The organism is Petrotoga sp. Shatin.DS.tank11.9.2.9.3, assembly GCF_003665005.1.
Lineage (GTDB): Bacteria > Thermotogota > Thermotogae > Petrotogales > Petrotogaceae > Petrotoga > Petrotoga mobilis.
On the sequence record NZ_JGVT01000005.1, the window covers coordinates 300,846 to 320,604 of the forward strand.

The following is a 19,759-nucleotide window of genomic DNA, read 5'->3' on the forward strand; positions in this document are numbered from 1 at the left end:
TCATTGAAGGTAATAAATGCCTTTTTTTAATTTCAAAACTTTTGTATCACTAATTAGGTCAAAATATTCTTTATCTAATTGATACTCTTGTTCTCCAGTATAAATTAGTACTTTTATCTCATCACATGCTGCTTTCTTTTTAAAAATTAGTAAATTTTCTTCTGAAGTAATAAGTTCATAACTCCCTGATGAAAGAGAGGGGTGAACTCTTCTTAATTTAATGAGATTTTTACAATAATTGAAAGTTTGTTTCTCTAGATCTGACCAATCTTCTTTGAATCTCATGGCAACTCTTCCACTTTCGTGAAAATTTTGAATTGTTTTGTCTCCTTTTAAAGCTATCTCATTGCCATATTCTAGAATCACATTTCCTGTAAGAGCCATTAATAAGCCAAGTGCTATGTAAAATGTCTCTAATTCTTGGCATATATCTATGAACCTTGGGAGATCGTGATTTTCAATAAAATAAGTTAGCTGGAACTCCTTTTCATTTAATTGGTTTGATAATACTATTTGATTATATAAATCGAGTAACGACCCATTTTTCTTTCCTAAAACTTCTTTAATTGTATCGTATGTAGCAAAATCAAACAGACTGGTAAAACGTTGAGCATCTTCTCCTTTGAACTTTTTAAGGAGATTAAAATTTTTTATCTTATCTCCCTCGTCTTCCCATACTTCACCTAAAATTACCACATCTTTTTTTATTTTTTTCATCCTTGTAGAAAATTCCTCTAAAAAGTTTAATGGCAAGCCTAAGGCATGATCCAATCTAAATCCGTCTAATTCAAAGTTTTTTAGCCAATACTCCCCAACTCTTATTAAAAATTCTCTTGTCTCTTTATCATCGAGATTCCAAAACAAAAAGGATCTTTGCCATCTTTCTTCTTGGGGTGAACGTGGAGATTCGGTTTTAACATTCAAATCTTTGGGAACGGAATCAAAATCAAACTCCTTTGAAGCATGGTTAAGTACGAGATCTATGATAACCTTTATTCCTCTTTTATGAGCATCTTCAATAAGCTTTTTAAAGATCGCTTTAGCATCTTCTTCGGAGTTGGAACTTATGTTTTCTGAGATAGAAAAATAATTGGTAATATCGTATCCGTGTGTGGTTTTACTTTTAAAAATAGGCCCAAGATATATCAAATCTATCCCAAGCTCTTTTAAATAGTCTAATTCTTTAATGACACCTTGAAGATCTCCATCTATTGCATTTTTTTCGTAATAGCGATAACTCTCCTTTGGAAAATCATTTGTTAATTCTCCATTTTTATAAAATTTTATTAGAATGTGGTATCCTAAAAACATAAAATTCCTCCCATAGTTTACTTCTGGTTATTTTACCACTCTTTTTTTAAAGAAATGAAAACGTTTCCTAAAGATATTCACTTTTTTTACTTTTAAAATTTAAAATTAAAAAATGTGGTATAATTAAATTATAAATGGATCGTTAGCCCCGTTGCAATAAAGCACCTAGAAGGAGGGGTAACTATGAACATACTTTTGGTTTATCCCGCTTATCCTGAAACATTTTGGAGTTTCAAACACGCACTGAAATTTATTTCCAAACGCGCTGCATTGCCGCCTTTGGGTTTGATTACAATAGCTTCTTATCTACCCGAAGAATGGAACATCAGGTTGGTGGATATGAATTGTGAAAAATTAAAAAAAGAAGATATTCTAAATTCAGATTATGTTTTTATAAGCGCCATGGCTGTTCAAAGAGAGTCTGCTATAAAAGTGATCAAACAATGTAACGACTGTGGTAAACCTATAGTTGCCGGTGGTCCTCTTTTTACAATGGAACCCGACACATTTCAAAATACTGTTGACCATTTTGTTCTTGGAGAAGCGGAAGAATTAATGGATGAGTTGGTTGAAGATATAAAAAATAACAAATTAAAAAGATATTATGCAAAACCTAATTTTTGCAATATTGAAACTACGCCTGTTCCCAGGTGGGATCTGTTAAATCTCAAATGGTATGGGTCCATGAGCATCCAGTATTCTAGAGGTTGCCCTTATAATTGTGAATTTTGCGATATTGCCGCCTTGAATGGTAGAAAACCCAGAACTAAGTCAAGCGTACAGTTGATTCAAGAACTTCAATCTTTGTACGATGCAGGGTGGAGGCGTTCTGTTTTCTTTGTAGACGATAATTTTATCTCAAATAAATCAAAATTAAAAAAAGATGTGTTACCCGCAATAATACAGTGGCAAAAAGCTCATGGTTACCCGTTTTCTTTTTATACCGAAGTGTCTGTAGATTTTTCTAATGATGATCAACTCATGGACTTGATGTTCAAAGCGGGTTTTGACAGAGTTTTTATTGGCTTAGAAACCCCTGATCCGGATAGTCTACGAGAAGCTAATAAGTATCAAAATATTAAGCAAAATCTTGAAGAGTCTATCAAAAAAATTCAAAGTTTTGGTTTTGAAATTCAGGGAGGATTTATTGTCGGTTTTGACAGTGATAAGCCCACAATTTTCGATAAGCAATTCGAGTTTATTCAGAAAAACGGCATAGTTACCGCCATGGTTGGCATTTTAAATGCACCAAGGGGAAGTGAATTATACTCAAGATTACTCAAGGAAAATAGGTTACGGGGAGAAATAAGTGGAAACAATGTGGATATCAATACGAATATAATTCCAAAGATGAACTTGGAATTCCTAATCAAAAATTACAAAAATCTTGTTGCTAAGCTTTATCAGCCCAAAAACTATTATGATCGTTTGAAGAAATTTTTGGTTAATTATAAAGTACCTGGATTCTCCAAGGCTAAGATAGGTTTTCAAGAAATTAGTGCTTTTATTAAATCCATCTTTATTTTAGGGATTGTTGGTAAAGAAAGAAAACAATATTGGAAAATGTTTTTTTGGAGTTTGTTTAAGAAACCTAAAGCTTTTCCAAAAATGATTTCTCTTTCAATTTACGGTTACCATTTCAGGAAAATTGCAGAAAATTTATAAGGTGAGAAAAGGTATGATAAAAAAGATAATTTTGGTTTTTGCATTTATTCCCATTATAGTAGTCTCTTTTGCTGCAAATCTATCAAAAGATAATATGATTATAAATTTAAACGATGATACATGGATAACAAATCAAATTGCAGAAAAAATAAAAAGTATCGGAAGTTATATGTACAATATAAACATAAAAGATGCGATGTCTAACTCCATAAATATCAATGATTATGATGTAACAATGAATATATTTACAAATACTAAGGAAAATATCACAATTGCGTTTGGATACTTTGATGGCGGAGGTTTTTCATACTCTGAAGAATCTGGTGAAACTAGTGATTGGGTAGAAAAGTTTGCGGTAAAAACTCTGGAGACATTATCCATTCAAAGGTTTTTGTATGGAGAAAACTGGGATGTTTTACAGATCACTTTTTGGAAAGGGGTAGATGAATACCCTGTTTTTCAAAATAATAAGTTGTATCTTGTAAGCGACAGATATATTGGTAATAGGGAAATTTATATTTTTGACTTTAAAGAAGGTACACAAGATAAGATTCCATTGGAATATTCTGCTGAGTATTTTCCTGATATTTCCCCAAACGATGAGTATTTAACTTTTCAAACTACATTGTTTGGAAAATGGGATATTGTATTGTATAATCTAGAAACTGAGGAGATTCAAAAAATCAGTCCACCCGATAAGAATGCTTATTCACCATATTTTTATGATAATACTTTGATTCTATTCACTATGGATGAAGATAGTGGTCAGTGGACGGAAGTTTGGATTTATGACTTATACTACGATAAACTTGAGAAATTAACGGAATCAAAGGATCTTTTGAAATTTAGACCCACCAAATGGGATGGTAACAAAATCAGTTTTTATGGTGTGGATCATCAAACGGCGAATATGAATGTTTATTTTGTTGACGAAGAAAACAGTATCTCACCGTTAATAGCACAACAAAATAATCAAACCGATAATTGGTCAAATGGTTCAGAGCTTCTTGTGTTTTCTGAGTTTAACGGAACCTATTTCAGTATATATGAATACGATGATGGAGAAAAAAGGAATTTATCAGGCATGTTGACAAATGACTGCTTCTATCCAACATATACACCCGACAAAAAATATGTTTTTTTTACTAATTATTATTCAGAATCTGATATTTTTGTTATAAACAGAGAAAAGATCAATATGAACGAACAATAAAACTCTATCGGAGTGATTTGAATAAACAACGAAAAGGTGAATGAAGAAAATTCCGACAAAAATGAGTATAAAAAAATTGCTAAAATCTTTGGATTAATTCTTTTGTTTTTTCTTTTTTTCTGGAATGCTTTGATGACTTTTTTTCTAATAATTCTATTGAATGCAAAAACAATTAAGAAATCTGTATTTGGGAACCTTCCATTGGAAGTTAAGAAAGGTTCCTATACTGATGCAATTACTGTGGAGTATAAAAAGGAAAAGTTACCTTTGAAATTAGATGTTTACTATCCTTCTAAAGTAAAAAGCAAATTTCCCGTAGTCTTTTTTGCTCATGGAGGAGGGTGGATAACTGGAAGTAGGAAATTATCAAGCGTTACCGCATGGGCAAAATTTTTAGCGAGTAGAGGATTTGCCGTTGTTGCAATAGATTACAGGTATAGCTATTTAAACAAATATGAAGAGTTGATAGAAGATTACCACGACGCCCTAAATTATATAAAAGATCATAGTGAAGAGCTGAGTTTAGACAAAGAAAATATCGTGTTGATGGGCACGTCCGCAGGCGGTACTTTGTCACTTTATTATGCAGCATATAATTCTTACTACAATCATTTTGAAAAGATGAAGGGAATAAAGGGAGTTGTGGCTTGGTACGCTCCATCGGATCTTTTAGATCTGTGGAGTAATCAAGTAGATTCTCTTTTTGCACAATTTGCAGTTACAACCACAATGAAAGGAACGCCTAAAACAAAATTTGAAGAATATAAGTTATATTCACCTATAAATTATATATCTGAAAGAATGGTTCCAACACTGTTAGTACATGGGAAAAAAGACGCTACCGTCCCTGTAACAACTTCTATAAAGTTAAACCAGAAGATAAAAGAATGTGGTGTTCCTTCTACATTGTTAATTCATCCAAAAGGGAAGCATTCTTTCGAATTAGAATTAAAAGATGTTTTAACCCAGAAATTTGTTGAAAAAACGGTGAGTTTTATTAAAAAAGTATGCCAAAATAAAGAAACTGATGATACATTAAATAGAAGAGCTGTTTAGAAATAAAGATCTACGAAGATGGGGAGATGAACATATGCTACAAGAGAATTTTAAAATAGATTTTAGTTATGCAAAACAAAATATAGAATTTACTCAAGCTTTCATAAATAAAGGTAAAAATTATAGAGAATCATTAATAAAATTTAATTCTTTATACAAATATAATAAAAAAGGTACCGAAACTAATGAAATCTATCTTTTTGAACCCCGAGGAAAGGCTTTGGGTGTTGCTTTGATACTTCATGGTTTGGGAACTAAAAACATTACCTATATCTTAAAAATGGGGCGATATTTTTCCAAATTAGGCATAAGGGCTGTAGTACCATTATTACCCGACAATTATACCAGAACATCTAACGGATCTATGAGTGGTAAAAATTATTTTTCTGCCGATATTTATACAACCTTGAACACCTGGGAACATGCGGTTGTTGACGTATTAAGTATCATAGATTTTTTGAAAGCGAACGCGCTTTGGCACGAGCGAAACTTCATGATAGGATACTGCCTTGGGGGCATGGTATCTGTTATCGCTAACGCTTTAAATCCTGAAATAAAGCACAATTTCATTATAGCCAGTGGTGGAAACATGGCTGAACTTATATGGGAATCACCTACATTGGAATTTACAAGAAGGGAATTGCTTAAAAAGAAAGACCAAATAGCTTATTTAAGCGATAGAGAAAGGCTAAGAAAGACCTTTCAAAACGATTTAAAGAGGATAGGAGAGTTTAAGAACATTCAAGAGTTTTTAAATTCAGATATACATCCATTGATGAAGGTTGATCCTGCAGCCTATGCCAAATTTTTAAACAGAGAAAAGGTAACATTCTTAGAAGCAGCTTTTGATAAAACCTTACCCAAAAATACAAGAAGGGTTCTATGGGAAAACTTAGCAAGACCTAGAAGGATGACGGTCCCCATCGATCATATTACTTGGCTACCTTTTCAAAGGCTGATATCAAATATTATAATAAACGAAATGAGGTTTGAAGATATCAAATATCGTTTCGTCAATTTAGGATATCTAGCTATTTTTTCAAAGTGAATTAATATTTCTTCTACAATTTCAACTTACCAAATTTCGGTATATATATCATTAAAAAATAAAGGCCTCGAAATTCAGCGCCTTTATTTTTTTCAATGCCTACTGTTTCTAAATATTACTTAGTTTACAGTTGTTTCAAACTTTTGAGTGTTTTTAATTTCTTCAGAGTAAAGATGGCATTTCACTTTTCTCCCATCTTTAAAAACATATGGAGGTTCAACATCTTTACAAATTTTCATGGCAAATGGGCATCTTTCATAGAACTTACAGCCTAATCTTGAAAATTCTTTGACTTCTAAGGAGGATAATTTTATATCTTCTTTCCACGTACCCTCTGGATCTGGCTGAGGAACAGATTCTATAAGTATTTGGGTGTATGGATGGAGAGGGGAAAGCATGACTTTATCTATGTCTCCAAATTCGACCACATCCCCTCTAAGCATTATGGCTATTCTGTCACTTATGTAGTAAGCGGTTGCAAGATCATGAGTTATGTATAAAACGGATACGTTATACTTTGTTTTTAATTCAGCAAACAAATTCACTATAGACATTCTTAAAGAGGCATCAACCATTGAAACAGGCTCATCGGCTATTAGAAGTGAAGGCCTTGTTACAAGAGCTCTGGCAACAGAAACTCTCTGCAACTGCCCACCAGATAATTCGTTGGGGTACCTTCCTTTAATTTCTTTTAGTGTCAGTCCAACTGAGTTAAGAGATTCTTCTACGGCTTTTTGTTTCTCTTCTTTTGTTTTTGCTATTTTATAATTTTCAGCCATTTCAAATAGATACGAATCTACTTTTTTTAGCGGATTAAATGTTTCAAAAGGATTTTGAAAGATGGGTTGCACGTATTTCATATATTCTAAAAGTTCTTTTCTTTTTTTTATGTGTGTGACGTTCCTTCCTTTGTATATAACTTCTCCAGAAGTGGGAGTCTCAAGCCCCAGGATCATTCTAGCTACAGTCGTTTTTCCACTCCCGGTCTCTCCAGCAAAAGTAAGGATTTCAGGTTTTTCTGCTTCTAAATCAAAATTTACCCTATTTACTGCTTTTAATTTAGTTCCAAAGAATCTTCCACCCAAATGGAATACTTTCTCCAAATCTTTAACCTCGAGTAGTTTGTTGGACAACTTTCTCACCTTCCTCTACTTCATCAGAGAATAAGAAACATGCAACATAATGCCCTTTTTCATCTTCTATTAGTTTTGGTACGTATTTTTTACAGATATCTTTGGCATAAGGACATCTTGGATGGAACCTGCATCCTTCAGGGGAATTCGCCAAAGATGGAGGATTACCAGGTGCACTTGCCCTTTGCCTTCTATCTCCTATCTTTGGAAGAGAGTTTATGAGAAATTTAGAGTAAGGATGGCTAGGATTTGTAAACAATTGTTCTTTTTTGGAAATTTCCACTATCTTTCCAGCATACATTACAGCAACCCTATCAGCAACGTTAGCGTGCACAGCCATGTCATGCGTAACCATTACCATTGTATTTCTATGCTCTCTATGAAGCTGTTTAAGCATCTGTATAACCCCCCTTTGGACTACGACATCCAAAGCGGTTGTAGGTTCATCAGCGAATATTACTTTCGGTTCTAGTATAGTTGCAAGTGCGATAGTTGTTCGCTGTCTCATACCTCCTGAAAGTTGGTGGGGATACGAATCTAAAACCTCCAAAGGCAGTCCTAAATATTTTAAATGCTCTTCCATAAGTTTTTCATAAACTTCTTTATCAGCGCTTTTTTTATGTGTTTTTATAACATCTTCAAAGGTTTTTCGTATTTTTCTCACAGGGTTGAGCGTGCTCATAGAGCCTTGTGGAATATACGATATGTCTTCCCACCGTACTTTTCTTAGGCTATCTTCATCTAAGGTCAATAGATTGAAATTCTTACTATCATATGAGTAATTTACTTCCCCTTTTAGTACTTTCAAAGGAGGCTTGACCATAGATAAAAGAACTTTTAGCAACGTGCTTTTTCCGCAACCTGATTCACCCGCTAACCCCAGGATCTCATTTTCTTCAACTGAAAATGTCAGATTATCTACCGCTTTTACATCCCTTTTTACACCGAATACATGGGTAATATAATAAGCAGTTAGGTCTTTTATTTCAAGTAAAGACATCTATATTAACCTCCCATTTTTATTCTTTGCAATCTGGTTCGTGGGTCTAGAAATTCACTTATACTAACTGAAAGCATGTATAATGCTACAAAAAATATAATAGATAAAATTATTGGAGTTAGCATCCACCACCATATTCCTCTGAAAATTGCTTGATATTGCATTGCCCAATGGATTGTTGTGCCTATAGTAGGTGTCTCTAGACTAGTCAATCCAAGAACCGATAAAGTTATCTCCATCCCTAAAGCCCAAAGAATTGTGTTAATAAAATTAGCTATTACCCAGGGTATCACGAAAGGAAGATGTTCTTTGAAAACGACCTTCCACATGTTCATCCCTGAAAATACAGAAGTGTATGTGAACTCTCTTTCTCTCAGGCTTAGAACTTGGGCTCTAACTTGTTTTCCACCCCAAGGCCAGGAGAATATTGAAAGTATCGCTCCCATAACAAAGATGGTCATTTTTTCTCTTAGGGAAAAAGAAAGGAATACGAGTATTGGTAAAGAAGGCAAAACTATGAAACTGTCGTTTATGGACATTAGAACTCGATCTAAAATACCTCCTCTGTAACCCGCTATTAGTCCAACTAAGGTGCCTATTATAGTTGAAATGCAAGCCGCCGTTAACCCTAAAATGAAAGAATTTTTTAAAGCGTGTGTGGTATTCCAGAATATATCTTGCCCCATCGAATTTGTTCCTAAAAGATGCTGGAAGCTAGGTGGTTTATCTTTTGGTACAACATTCCATGACCTTGGATCGTATGGTGAAAATGCTGATAAAATAGCTAAGAAAACCAAAATAGATATTACTGTGAATCCAAACAAAAATTTTTTATCTCTTTTTAGAAGATCTTTTAGTATTACAAACATATGATCACCTCATCTATACCTTATTCTTGGGTCAAATAATGGGTATATTAAATCTATTATCAACGATGCAGTTGCTATGGCTATTATGGAGAGAACGGATATCCCCATCATTAAATTGAAATCGCCGTTTGTGATGGATTTTTGTAACAAGGAGCCGACTCCAGGATAAGAAAAAGCTACTTCAGTTATAATGGCCCCGTTGAATATTCCGCCTATTTGAAGAGCCAAAGCAGTAATTTGTGGTAATATACCATTTCTCATAACATAACTGTATAACAACTTATTTTTGGGTAAGCCCGCAAATTCAGCGTAAGTAACAAAGTCTTCAGCAACTATGTTGGATGTCAGTGATCTCATACTTAAGAACCACCAACCTATGCCTACTAGAATCAAAGAAATTGCAGGTAAAATACTATGTCTTAAGATATCCAAAAAAAATGTCCAAGTAAAAGATGGTTGAATCCCTATGCTGTATCCTCCCATCATTGGAAATATTGGAAAGATATAAACAAACAAAATAACTAAAATTAAAGCCATAACGTAGTATGGAATTGGATATATAGACATTGCAACTACAGCTAACACGTTGGACCATTTTTTATCTTTAAAATATCCAGCTAATCCTCCTAAAATATTTCCTATAATCCAGGAAATGATTAGAGAGAAAAAAAGTAAGAAAAAGGTCCATGGTAGAGAGTTGGCAATAATTTCAGTAACAGGTGTGGGGAACATAGATAAGGAAGGACCAAAGTCAAAAGTAAAGAGATGTTTCCAAAAAGCAAAATACTGTTCTACTAAGCTCCCTTCCAATCCATATAATTCTTTTAGGGTATTTTGCAAACTTGCAACTGCCTCAGGTTCCATATAAGCTCCACCATAAGAGGTTAATCTATTTATAGCAGACTGTACTGGATCTATAGGAGTTAATCTAGGAATAATAAAAGTTATAGTTATCCCTATAAATATTACTAGTAAATATTGAATTAATCGAGGAATAATGTATGTTTTTAAAACTTTCAAAATTAAGTTCCTCCTTTTTTGAAAAATTTAAACAAAAGCCCGCCCAATTGAGCGGGCTTGTGATCCATACAAGATCTATTATTTTCTTCCAGTTGGCTCAAGTCTTGGCAACATGAACTTAAACTCTGCCCACCAAGAAACGTTTGCCATATAAGGATTGTTTGCATTTGGATAGTTTGTCCAATAATAGTTATCATTGGCATTGAATTTTTTGTTTATTACCATTGGAATCACAGGCATTTCTTCAACAGCTACTTTGTAGAACTCTTTTGTCAATTCCACAACTTTCGGGTCTGCAAAGTAAGATGCACCCATCTCATCAATTATTTGATCTACTTTATCTGGAACCTTCCATCTATAATTATTTGGAGTTGTAACTGCGGTTCCTAAAGGAGTATAGAAGTCAGATTTAAAACCATTGATGAACGTCCAAATATCTGGAATACCTGAGGATGCTAACATGCCACCCCAGAAAGACCCAACATCGTAATCGCCGAGAGCTTGTCTTGTCCATAATGGGCCTGCTTCTAAGGTTTCTACGTTAACTTGAACACCAAATTTTCTCCATTGATCAGCTACTGCAAATGCCAATCTTGTGGCATCTATCTCAAAATCAGCTGGTGCAATTATGCTGATCTTCCAGGGAGTACCATCTGGTAGCAACCATCTTCCATTTCTATCTTTTGAAAACCCGAGATTCAAAAGTAGCTTTTCTGCCTCTTGAGGATCATATTTCCACCAACCTATTCCCCAGACCGCTTCGGGATCTTCCACTTCAATATTGTAAGATTCTTCAGCCCATTCAGCTATTCTGTAGGCAACGTTTGTATCGTAAGGTTTATATCCATCGTCCAACGTGAAGTTTTCGAGCCATGGTTCTAGAGGTTCATAATATATTTCAGTAAAATACTGGGTTGGACACGAGTGAAGAGCTGTTACTCTCTCTATTCCAGCATATCCCGAAATAACAACATCCTCAATGTTTATAGCCAAGGTTAATGCCCATCTGACATCTTTGTTGTCTAAAGGATATCTAGCGTTGTTAAGGAACATTCCTCTTGAGTTAACATCATCCATCCATGCCCAAGGGAAATCTTCGTACCATACGACGGAATACTCGTTTCTAGCCCTTAAGACTTCGAATGCTTCTGGAGTTAAATCGAAAATCATGTCCAATTCATGGCGGGCTTGAGCCGCAACTTTTCTGTCATCGGTACCGTAGTAAATAAAGAGGACATAGTTGGGTTTTGGTTCTCCATATAATTGACCGACGCTTGTTCTTTGCCAATCCTCACGTTTTTTGAATAAGAACCAGTACCCTTGAGGATCGTAACTATCAAGTACATATGGCCCTATTGAAACTGGAGGATTGAAGGTGAAAGTTAATGGATTATCTACTTTCTCCCATATGTGTTTTGGCTGAATAAAAAGAGCTCCATAAACTAGGGAAGTAAAAATGTTGTGAGCTTTTGGATTGGGGGAATTAAGTTCTACAACTACAGTGTAATCATCCGTTTTGTAAATGTCTTTTACGTACATTTGAAGTTGGGCACTCGAATTCATACCTGGATGGCTTGCAATGTTTTTTACAGTGAATACTACATCGTCAGCGGTGAAAGGAACACCATCACTCCAATAAAGTCCTTGTCTGAGTTTAATGGTTATTTGTGTAAAATCTTCATTGTAAACAGGTTCTTGGGCAGCTAAAGCGTTTATCCATTCACCAGTTTGTGGATCAACATACCATAGAGCATCCATCAAAACCTGTTGAGGGCCATGACCGGCGAGAGATCCTGGTATCCATAAGTTAAAATTTCCAGGGTTACCAACACGTCCATGTAGGTTATCCACAATGAGTGTTTCGCTTCTTGGAATTGTTGGTAAGACCTGAGAAAAAGCTATGCCGACCAACAGAACAACCAACGTTACTAGCCATACTTTCTTTTTCATGCTAACTTACCTCCTTTTTGATTTCACCAGTTTTTCACTAAGAAAAACTACCACTTTTGAATACTTTTGAAGTATAAAAAGGGAGTAAAAAAGGAATCAAAAATTAGAAAATGTTGGTTTTTTCAACTTAAGAAAAGCTTTATTTGCCAGATTATAATTGTTCATAATTTTATTCATAAAAGACATGGCAGAACCTTTTGCTATGCTTTCTAAGCCATCATTATCGATGTAGATTTTTATCTTTCTTCTTTCATTATCTATAATTTTTTCTCTTGTTTTAATAACCATAGATTTTAATGAAAATTTTGGAAGTATCTCTGTGTACCCTCCAAATATAAAAATTTCAGGATCTAAAAAATTAATGATTATTGAAGCTGCTTTCGAGTATTTCTCGATATAATCTTCCAGGATATGAGATTTTTTTTCATCTTTTATATAATGTTGGAATTTTAAAATATCCAGATAATCTTTTTCGTTCTGTTGCCAAATGGGAATAATTACAGGTAATTCACCCGCAAAACTATGAGCTCCTTTATAAATCTCACCGTTAATTATTATTCCGTTCCCTTGAATTGCATTAATACTTTTTCTGTTAACATAAAAACTTAAAAACATGAAATTTATAAATCTATAAATACCGTTATTCTTATAATAGTGATAAATAGCTCCTGCATTGGCGTCATTTTCTAAATGGACTGGGATGTTTATTTTCTCTTCCAATATATTTTTCAAATACATATCTTTTATAGGGAAAATACCAGAAGACAAGATCAACCCTTTTTCATCATCAACCGGTTCCGGAAAAGATATTGCTATGAAGAGAACCTGATCTAAAAAATCCGAAAAAATTTCTATGCAATTAATCAAATCATCGACTATTGTTTTTTCATTTACTTCTTTGAAAATTGTTTCTTTTCTGATTACGTTAAAATTCAGATCCATCAATAAAACAAGAAAGAAATTTTCTGTAACAGCGATCCCTATATTGTATGCAAAAGAGTAATTGATTTGTAATTGTAAAGTCTTTCTCCCACGATTGGTATTTTTTATCTTGTTGTCAGAATAATAAACTAAACCTATACTTCTTAAGTTTTTTAAATTTCTTGATACGTTTGATCTATCTATTTGTAGATTGTTGCTAATTTCTGACATGGTTGTTTTTTTCTTTAGCCATATTTCACGCAATATTTTCAATTGAGTTTCGTTTTTTAAAATCAACTAAATCACCTTTTTTTAAACCTTAATATAAATGACAAAATAATTATTTGCAAGATGCACACAAAAAATTATACCAACAATTACATATCAAAGCAATCTTGATAGCAAGCGATTATTTACGATTTTAGTCAATTATTAATCTTTATAGTCAATTATGAGCATAAATCTTAAAAATTGAAACTTGTGCTTAATTTAAAAAATAAAAAAAGATTAGTGGTAAAATATTGTAATAAGATAGGAAATAGTGTTTAAAAAGGGGGAAAGTGAATTTTGTTTAAACTCAGTAGAAATGGTAAGTTTAAATTTGTAAGCACTAAACACAACAAGCAGATATTCGTTACTCCATTGATAACAGATTCACATTTACATATATTGGGATTGGGAGAAAAGTTATCTCAACCAACTTTGGAGAAAAAGAAACTATCTGAAATTAAAAGTATCATAGAAGAAATTGTCAGTAAAAGACCCTATAAAATTGTTTTAAGAGGTTGGACCGAAGAATTTGCCAATCCTGAGAAAGATTTTTTGGATTCAATAAACAGAGAAATCCCTATCATGCTGGTTAGAAGATGTGGACATTTTGCGGTTGTGAATTCAAAGGTTTTTGAGAGTATTGATTTTTCAGATTCAAGTAATTACGTGGATTTTGAAGAAGGAAAAATCAAAGAAAGTGCTATCGATAAATTTTATAAAACTTTTGGCCCTTTCACAGACGTGAAAAATAATTACGAAACCTCAAAGAAGTATCTAAAAAATAAAGGTTATGGTTTTGTGCATTCAGATGATTTACATGGTATTTATAAAGATAACTTGCCGTTTGTACATGATAATGAGTTTTTTGTATATGAAAAAGTTGCTATTAAGGATTATAATGAGCTTTCAAAATATTATGAATCAGGATACTTTGAAGAATTTAAATGTGTTAAAATATATTTGGATGGTTCCCTAGGAGCACGAACAGCTTTGTTGCTTAATAAGTACAACGATTCTGATACGTACGGGGAAAAATTATGGGAAGATGCTGAGCTAACTTCCGTCGTTGAGTTTTGTGAAGACAATGGGCTTCATTTAGCTGCTCATGCTATAGGAGATGGGGCTATAGAACAAATTTTACGAGTTTTTGAAAAGGTCAATCCTAAATTAAGGCATAGAATAATTCATGCTATAGTGCTTAGATCTAATCAAATAGAAAGAATTAAAAAACATAATCTTGTTGTAGATATACAACCTCAATTCATAGAATCCGATAAGGTTTTTATTGAAGATAGATTGGGTGAAAGGGTAAAAGATGCCTTTAGATTTTATGATTTATACAGTTCACAAGTGCCTCTTTTTATTTCATCAGATGCCCCAGTTGAAGAACCAGATTGGTTGAGAGATATTAAAAGGTTGAGAGAAATAGGTATCCCTTATAATTACTCTTTGTATCAGCTTACCTATGGTCCAGAAATTATAGACAACATTGACAGGCAAGAAAGTATGGAAAGTAACGCTTTAATATTTCAAAATGATCCTTTTGTTGAAATATCTCAACCAAAGATCTATCAAACTGAAAATTAGGTTTTGATTTTAAAAAAGTTTAAGTATTAGAGTTTCTAATGACAGTAATAATTATATTTTGCGAGGAGGTTGCATAATGGAGAAGTTAGCTTTAGAGGATTTTACAAAGTACAAATTTATATCGAACACTAAATTTTCACCGGATGGTAAAAACTTAGCTTTTGTTGTCTCTGAGATGGATGTAGATGAAAACAAGTATCTATCAAACATATGGCTTTACAATGTTGATAATAAAACGATCAACAAGCTCACCACTTTCAATCAAGAAAGTTCTTATCTATGGTTAGACAATGAAAATATCATCTTTTCAACGGTGAGAGAAGAAAAAGATAAAAAGAGAAAGGAAAAAGGAGAACCTTTTACAATTTATTATATAATAAACATCAAAGGAGGAGAGGCTCAAAAATATTTTGAACTTCCGTTCTTTGCATCAGATATCGAACCCATATCTAAAGATAAGTTTGTTGTAACTGGTATTTACGATCCGAAATATAAGAATTTGGAGAGCCTTTCAAAGGAAGAAAAAGAAAAGGAATTGGATAAGCTCAAAGAAGAAAAAGATTACGAAGTTTTAGATGAAATACCTTTCTGGTCGAATGGGAGGGGATTTACCAACAAGAAAAGGAATAGATTATACATTTATACGTTAAAAGATAAAAAAATTACCCCAATAACGGATGAATTGACAAACGTAGAAGGTTTTAAATTGAATAAAGGAAAAGATTTAATGCTTTTTATTTCCAATACTTTTAAAGATAAAATGGAAATAAGATCCGATCTTTATTTATACGACTTAAAGAAAGAAAGTTTTGAAAAATTAACTCACGAAGACCCTTTCAATTACGTATATGCAGACTTTCTCAAGGAGAAAATAATCTTCTTAGGTTCCAACATGAAAGAGTACGGAATCAACGAAAACCCCAAGTTTTATTTGATGGATTTACAAACAAAAGAAGTAAAACAAATTCAAACTGATTTTGATTATAGTACTTGGAGTTCTGTAGGCTCTGATTGTAGATATGGTTCTAATAGTGAATTCAAAGTGGAGGACGATTACCTTTATTTTGAAACCACAGAATATGGAAATTCTTTCATAAATAGAATAGATGAGAAGGGCAAGAGAGAAAAATTGACAACACAAAGCGGATCCGTTGATGGTTTTGATGTATTTAAAGATCGTATCATCTTTGTGGGGATGAGAGATGTTAAACTTCAAGAACTATACGAATTAGCAGGCAATGAAGAGAGACAACTAACTACTTTCAATGAATGGATAATGAAAGAAAAAACTTTATCTAAGCCAGAAAGAATAACCTTTCTCGGTAAAGGTGAAATAGAAATTGAAGGATGGGTTATGAAACCTGTTAATTTTGAAGAGAACAAGAAATACCCTGCAATCTTAGATATTCATGGTGGCCCTAAAACCGTTTATGGTGGAGATGTTTTTTTCCATGAAATGCAGTATTGGGCAAATGAAGGTTATGTTGTTATGTTTTGTAATCCCCGAGGAAGTGATGGAAGAGGGGATGAGTTTGCAGATATCAGAGGAAAGTATGGAACAATAGACTATGAAGACATAATGGACTTTGTTGATAAAGTATTGGAAAAGTTCTCTTTCATAGACGAAAATAGAATAGGGGTAACAGGTGGTTCTTATGGTGGTTATATGACCAACTGGGTAATTGGACATACTGATAGGTTCAAGGCTGCTGTTTCTCAAAGAAGTATAGCGAATTGGATAGCTAAATTTGGCACTACCGATATCGGTTACTATTTCGTTGAAGATCAACAAACAGCCACCCCCTGGAGTGATTATGAAAAGTTATGGTTCCATTCACCTATGAAATACGCAGATAACGTTAAAACTCCAACTCTTTTTATACATTCGGAAGAAGATTACCGTTGTTGGTTGGCTGAAGGATTGCAGATGTTCACTTCACTCAAATACAATGGCGTGGAATCAAAATTGGTTATGTTCAGAGGAGAAAATCATGAGTTGAGCAGAAGTGGAAAACCAAAACATCGAGTAAGAAGATTAAAAGAGATTACCGCGTGGTTTGACAATTATTTAAAATAGTTAAATGTTTGTAGCTAACTTTTCACATTAAAAGGAGAAAAAGCATGAGATCAAAAACCAAACGCTTGGTAACTATATCGTTGTTATCTGGTATTTCTTTTGTTCTAGGATTTACTCCATTGGGATTTATCCCTATTCCTCCAGCGAATGCAACAACTATGCATATTCCAGTTATAATTGGGGCAATATTAGAAGGACCTGTGGCAGGAATGGTTATAGGTTTGATATTTGGGGTGTCTAGTATAATTCAAGCACTTTTAAGACCAAATATATTGTCTTTTGCTTTTGTTAATCCTTTAGTTTCTGTATTACCAAGAATATTGATTGGTTTAGTTTCATATTATTCATACAGGTTAGTATTTGAACTTTTCTCGAGTAATAAAGAAAAAGTTTCAAAATGGAGAGATAGCGTATCTATTGGTGTAAGTGCTGCTTTAGGAACTTTTACTAACACCGCAGGTGTTTTAGGTATGATGTATCTCTTATTTGCCGACAGGATAGCTACCGCTATGGGAGTAGCAAGGGAAGCCGTAGGTGGGGTAGTGTTGGCTATAGGCCTAACAAACGGTATTCCAGAGATCATAATAGCGATTTTAATAACTGTTGGGGTAATCAGAGCGGTAAAAAAGGCAGGCTATTGATTATCTCATCATTTGGGTGGGATGCGGGGGAAGGGCGCTATAGCAACTTTTTTGATTTCTATAGACAACAAAAATTACAAATTAAAAGGAGGAGTCAAGTATTATGAAGAAATACACAGCTACCCACGAATATGTAACAATAGAAGGAAATATTGCAACTGTTGGGATTTCTGCGAAGGCTGCTGAAGAATTGGGTGATGTAACCTACGTTGAATTACCAGAAGTTGGGAAAGAAGTAAAAAAAGGTGAAGTCCTGTGCACCATAGAATCTGTGAAGTCAGCCGAAGATATATATGTACCTTTAAGTGGAAAAATTGTTGAAGTTAACAAAGATCTTGAAGACAATCCAGAAATAATAAACGAAGACGCCGAAAATAAAGGATGGATTGTAAAAATTGAAATTTCTGATCAATCAGAAATAGAAGATCTTTTGGATGAAGAACCTCCAATGTAGACAAGTATAATTCAAAATTAAGGGCCCTTATTAAATGGGGTCCTTTTTTCTTTTGTTAACTTGAAGAAGCCAGACATAAAGCAAAAAGATCAAACTCCATAGAAATAACGGAATAAATAAAGAATTAAATTCAATTGGCTCCCAAAATGTAAAAAGATTTACGAAGTTTTTTATTGACAAAGCAAAAAAAGTTGAAAAAGAATGAACAAAATTGAAAGGCAATAATATTGAAAGAACGCTACATAAGATTAGTAATGAAATAGCAGGGGTTAGAATAGGAGTTATGAAAAGTCCAATCAAAGAAATTTCTCCAAAGTGTATCAGAGCTATAGGGAATATACCGACGTATGCTGCTATAGGGACAGATAAAGACCTGAAATATTGATTTTCTATATGGTTCGTTGTAAATAAAATCATAAAAGTTGCAGCATAACTCATTTGGAAACTAACGTTCATTAGATTATTGGGAATGAACAATAGGTTGAGATATCCTATTAATCCTAAGATGTTGAAAGAGCTAACAGGAACGTCGAAAAGTCTGAATAAGTTTAAAGTGACTAAAAGCGATACAGCCCGTACAGAACTTGGGGTGAATCCGGTAAAAACCAAATAAAAAGTGATAATAGTGGAGTATAAGATGAGTCTTAAATTCCTTTTCAAGATAAAAAAGTTGAGAAAGAAGCTGATCATCGAGTAAATTATGTACACGTGCATACCTGAAACGGCAAATAGATGCAAAGTCCCTGTTTTTTGAAATACCTCTTTATCCCGTATGTTACCCATAAAAGAGCTCGTTAATATATCAAGTGCCTCGGTATTTTGAATGTTTTCAGACAATCTATTGGTTGCAAGATCTTTTATCTTCATAATCGAATTGTTGTTGGCGGGAGCCATATATTCAGCTCTAAGAAAATCGTTTTCAATGGTTCCGTATATGTAGACGTTTTTGCCCGTAGTGATGGGAACCGTGCTGAATTCACCGTAGTAAAATTTATAATAATTCCTGTATTTCTGCCATTGATTTTCATAATAGATTTTTTTTGAAAATACCGTATAATAATTTCCTCTTTTGTCTATAATTTTCCCTAAAATACCTACTTCTGAATTGAGATTGATGGGAATGTATAACAAGCCAGGAAACAACAAGACACCGATTAAAAAGACTTTTAATTTATCTTTCTCTAAGATTTTTAAAAGAAGAAGAAACACAATATAGCCTATTAATACTGCGGCTTTATTCAAGTAGGAAAGTACTAATAACAAAGAAAAGGCAATGAATAATTCAATAAAAAAGGGGAAATTAACTTCAGGGCTCTTTTCTATACTTTTACCCCCAGTAGATAGAAATCAGAAGTGAGATTATCAATCAGGAATATAATAAAATTAATTCAAAAAACAAAAGGATCGTAAAACACGATCCTTTATTCTGGTGCCGGGGGCGGGACTTGAACCCGCACGAGTGTAAATACTCATATGGCCCTCAACCATACGTGTCTACCAATTCCACCACCCCGGCGAAAAAGTTATTTATGTCAATATATCAA

The 19,759-nt window shown here is 33.6% G+C and carries 16 protein-coding genes and 1 tRNA gene; 8 read left to right on the top strand and 9 right to left on the bottom strand.

From position 1 onward, the window contains the following. Positions 1-1,311: an alpha-amylase family glycosyl hydrolase gene (locus BZ25_RS06400; RefSeq protein WP_121514445.1), complete on the bottom strand. Its 1,311-nt coding sequence runs from the start codon at positions 1,309-1,311 to the stop codon at positions 1-3. A gap of 183 nt (positions 1,312-1,494) precedes the next feature. On the opposite strand from BZ25_RS06400, the gene BZ25_RS06405 reads away from it, so the two are divergent. From BZ25_RS06405 to BZ25_RS06420, 4 genes are all read left to right on the top strand, one after another. Beyond that, entirely contained in the window at positions 1,495-2,976 is a 1,482-nt protein-coding gene (locus BZ25_RS06405; protein ID WP_121514444.1) for a B12-binding domain-containing radical SAM protein, read from the top strand. A 13-nt stretch (positions 2,977-2,989) separates the two neighbouring features. Then, positions 2,990-4,189, top strand: a complete 1,200-nt coding sequence (locus BZ25_RS06410; protein WP_121514443.1) for a hypothetical protein — start codon at positions 2,990-2,992, stop codon at positions 4,187-4,189. 132 nt (positions 4,190-4,321) lie between these two features. Next, positions 4,322-5,245, top strand: coding sequence for an alpha/beta fold hydrolase (locus BZ25_RS06415; protein WP_233546280.1), 924 nt, complete (start codon positions 4,322-4,324; stop codon positions 5,243-5,245). A 34-nt stretch (positions 5,246-5,279) separates the two neighbouring features. Then, positions 5,280-6,293, top strand: coding sequence for a dienelactone hydrolase family protein (locus BZ25_RS06420; protein ID WP_121514441.1), 1,014 nt, complete (start codon positions 5,280-5,282; stop codon positions 6,291-6,293). A 119-nt stretch (positions 6,294-6,412) separates the two neighbouring features. On the opposite strand, the gene BZ25_RS06425 is transcribed toward BZ25_RS06420, so the two are convergent. The 6 genes from BZ25_RS06425 to BZ25_RS06450 form a co-directional block, all read right to left on the bottom strand. Beyond that, complete coding sequence (locus BZ25_RS06425; protein WP_121514440.1) at positions 6,413-7,426, bottom strand: ABC transporter ATP-binding protein; 1,014 nt, start codon at positions 7,424-7,426, stop codon at positions 6,413-6,415. Beyond that, the gene (locus BZ25_RS06430) at positions 7,401-8,426 is read right to left on the bottom strand and encodes an ABC transporter ATP-binding protein (protein ID WP_121514439.1); all 1,026 of its coding nucleotides are present in this window, start codon (positions 8,424-8,426) and stop codon (positions 7,401-7,403) included. Before BZ25_RS06430 ends, BZ25_RS06425 begins: the two co-directional genes overlap by 26 nt. Positions 8,427-8,431: 5 nt before the next feature. Continuing rightward, the gene (locus BZ25_RS06435) at positions 8,432-9,295 is read right to left on the bottom strand and encodes an ABC transporter permease (RefSeq protein ID WP_121514438.1); all 864 of its coding nucleotides are present in this window, start codon (positions 9,293-9,295) and stop codon (positions 8,432-8,434) included. Positions 9,296-9,304: 9 nt separating this feature from the next. Next, positions 9,305-10,315: an ABC transporter permease gene (locus tag BZ25_RS06440; RefSeq protein ID WP_121514437.1), complete on the bottom strand. Its 1,011-nt coding sequence runs from the start codon at positions 10,313-10,315 to the stop codon at positions 9,305-9,307. Positions 10,316-10,393: 78 nt separating this feature from the next. After that, positions 10,394-12,265 carry an ABC transporter substrate-binding protein gene (locus BZ25_RS06445; protein ID WP_121514436.1) on the bottom strand — a complete coding sequence of 624 codons (1,872 nt, stop codon included), beginning with the start codon at positions 12,263-12,265 and terminating at the stop codon, positions 10,394-10,396. A 96-nt stretch (positions 12,266-12,361) separates the two neighbouring features. Next, complete coding sequence (locus tag BZ25_RS06450; RefSeq protein WP_121514435.1) at positions 12,362-13,483, bottom strand: ROK family transcriptional regulator; 1,122 nt, start codon at positions 13,481-13,483, stop codon at positions 12,362-12,364. Between the two features lie 270 nt (positions 13,484-13,753). On the opposite strand from BZ25_RS06450, the gene BZ25_RS06455 reads away from it, so the two are divergent. The 4 genes from BZ25_RS06455 (at position 13,754) to gcvH (ending at position 18,215) form a co-directional block, all read left to right on the top strand. Beyond that, a complete protein-coding gene (locus BZ25_RS06455) occupies positions 13,754-15,043 on the top strand; it encodes an amidohydrolase family protein (protein WP_158584871.1) in 1,290 nt (429 codons plus the stop codon). A 76-nt stretch (positions 15,044-15,119) separates the two neighbouring features. Further along, on the top strand, positions 15,120-17,120 hold the full coding sequence (locus BZ25_RS06460) for a S9 family peptidase (RefSeq protein ID WP_121514433.1): 2,001 nt from the start codon (positions 15,120-15,122) through the stop codon (positions 17,118-17,120). Between the two features lie 44 nt (positions 17,121-17,164). Beyond that, complete coding sequence (locus BZ25_RS06465) at positions 17,165-17,761, top strand: ECF transporter S component (RefSeq protein ID WP_121514432.1); 597 nt, start codon at positions 17,165-17,167, stop codon at positions 17,759-17,761. Between the two features lie 103 nt (positions 17,762-17,864). Continuing rightward, a complete protein-coding gene (gene gcvH / locus BZ25_RS06470) occupies positions 17,865-18,215 on the top strand; it encodes a glycine cleavage system protein GcvH (protein ID WP_103078024.1) in 351 nt (116 codons plus the stop codon). A 30-nt stretch (positions 18,216-18,245) separates the two neighbouring features. Here the strand turns inward: gcvH and BZ25_RS06475 are convergent, their stop codons facing one another. Together BZ25_RS06475 and BZ25_RS06480 are read right to left on the bottom strand one after the other, a co-directional pair. After that, entirely contained in the window at positions 18,246-19,424 is a 1,179-nt protein-coding gene (locus BZ25_RS06475) for a ComEC/Rec2 family competence protein (RefSeq protein ID WP_121514431.1), read from the bottom strand. Between the two features lie 218 nt (positions 19,425-19,642). Continuing rightward, a tRNA-Leu gene (locus BZ25_RS06480) sits at positions 19,643-19,731 on the bottom strand. Between the last annotated feature and the right edge of the window lie 28 nt (positions 19,732-19,759).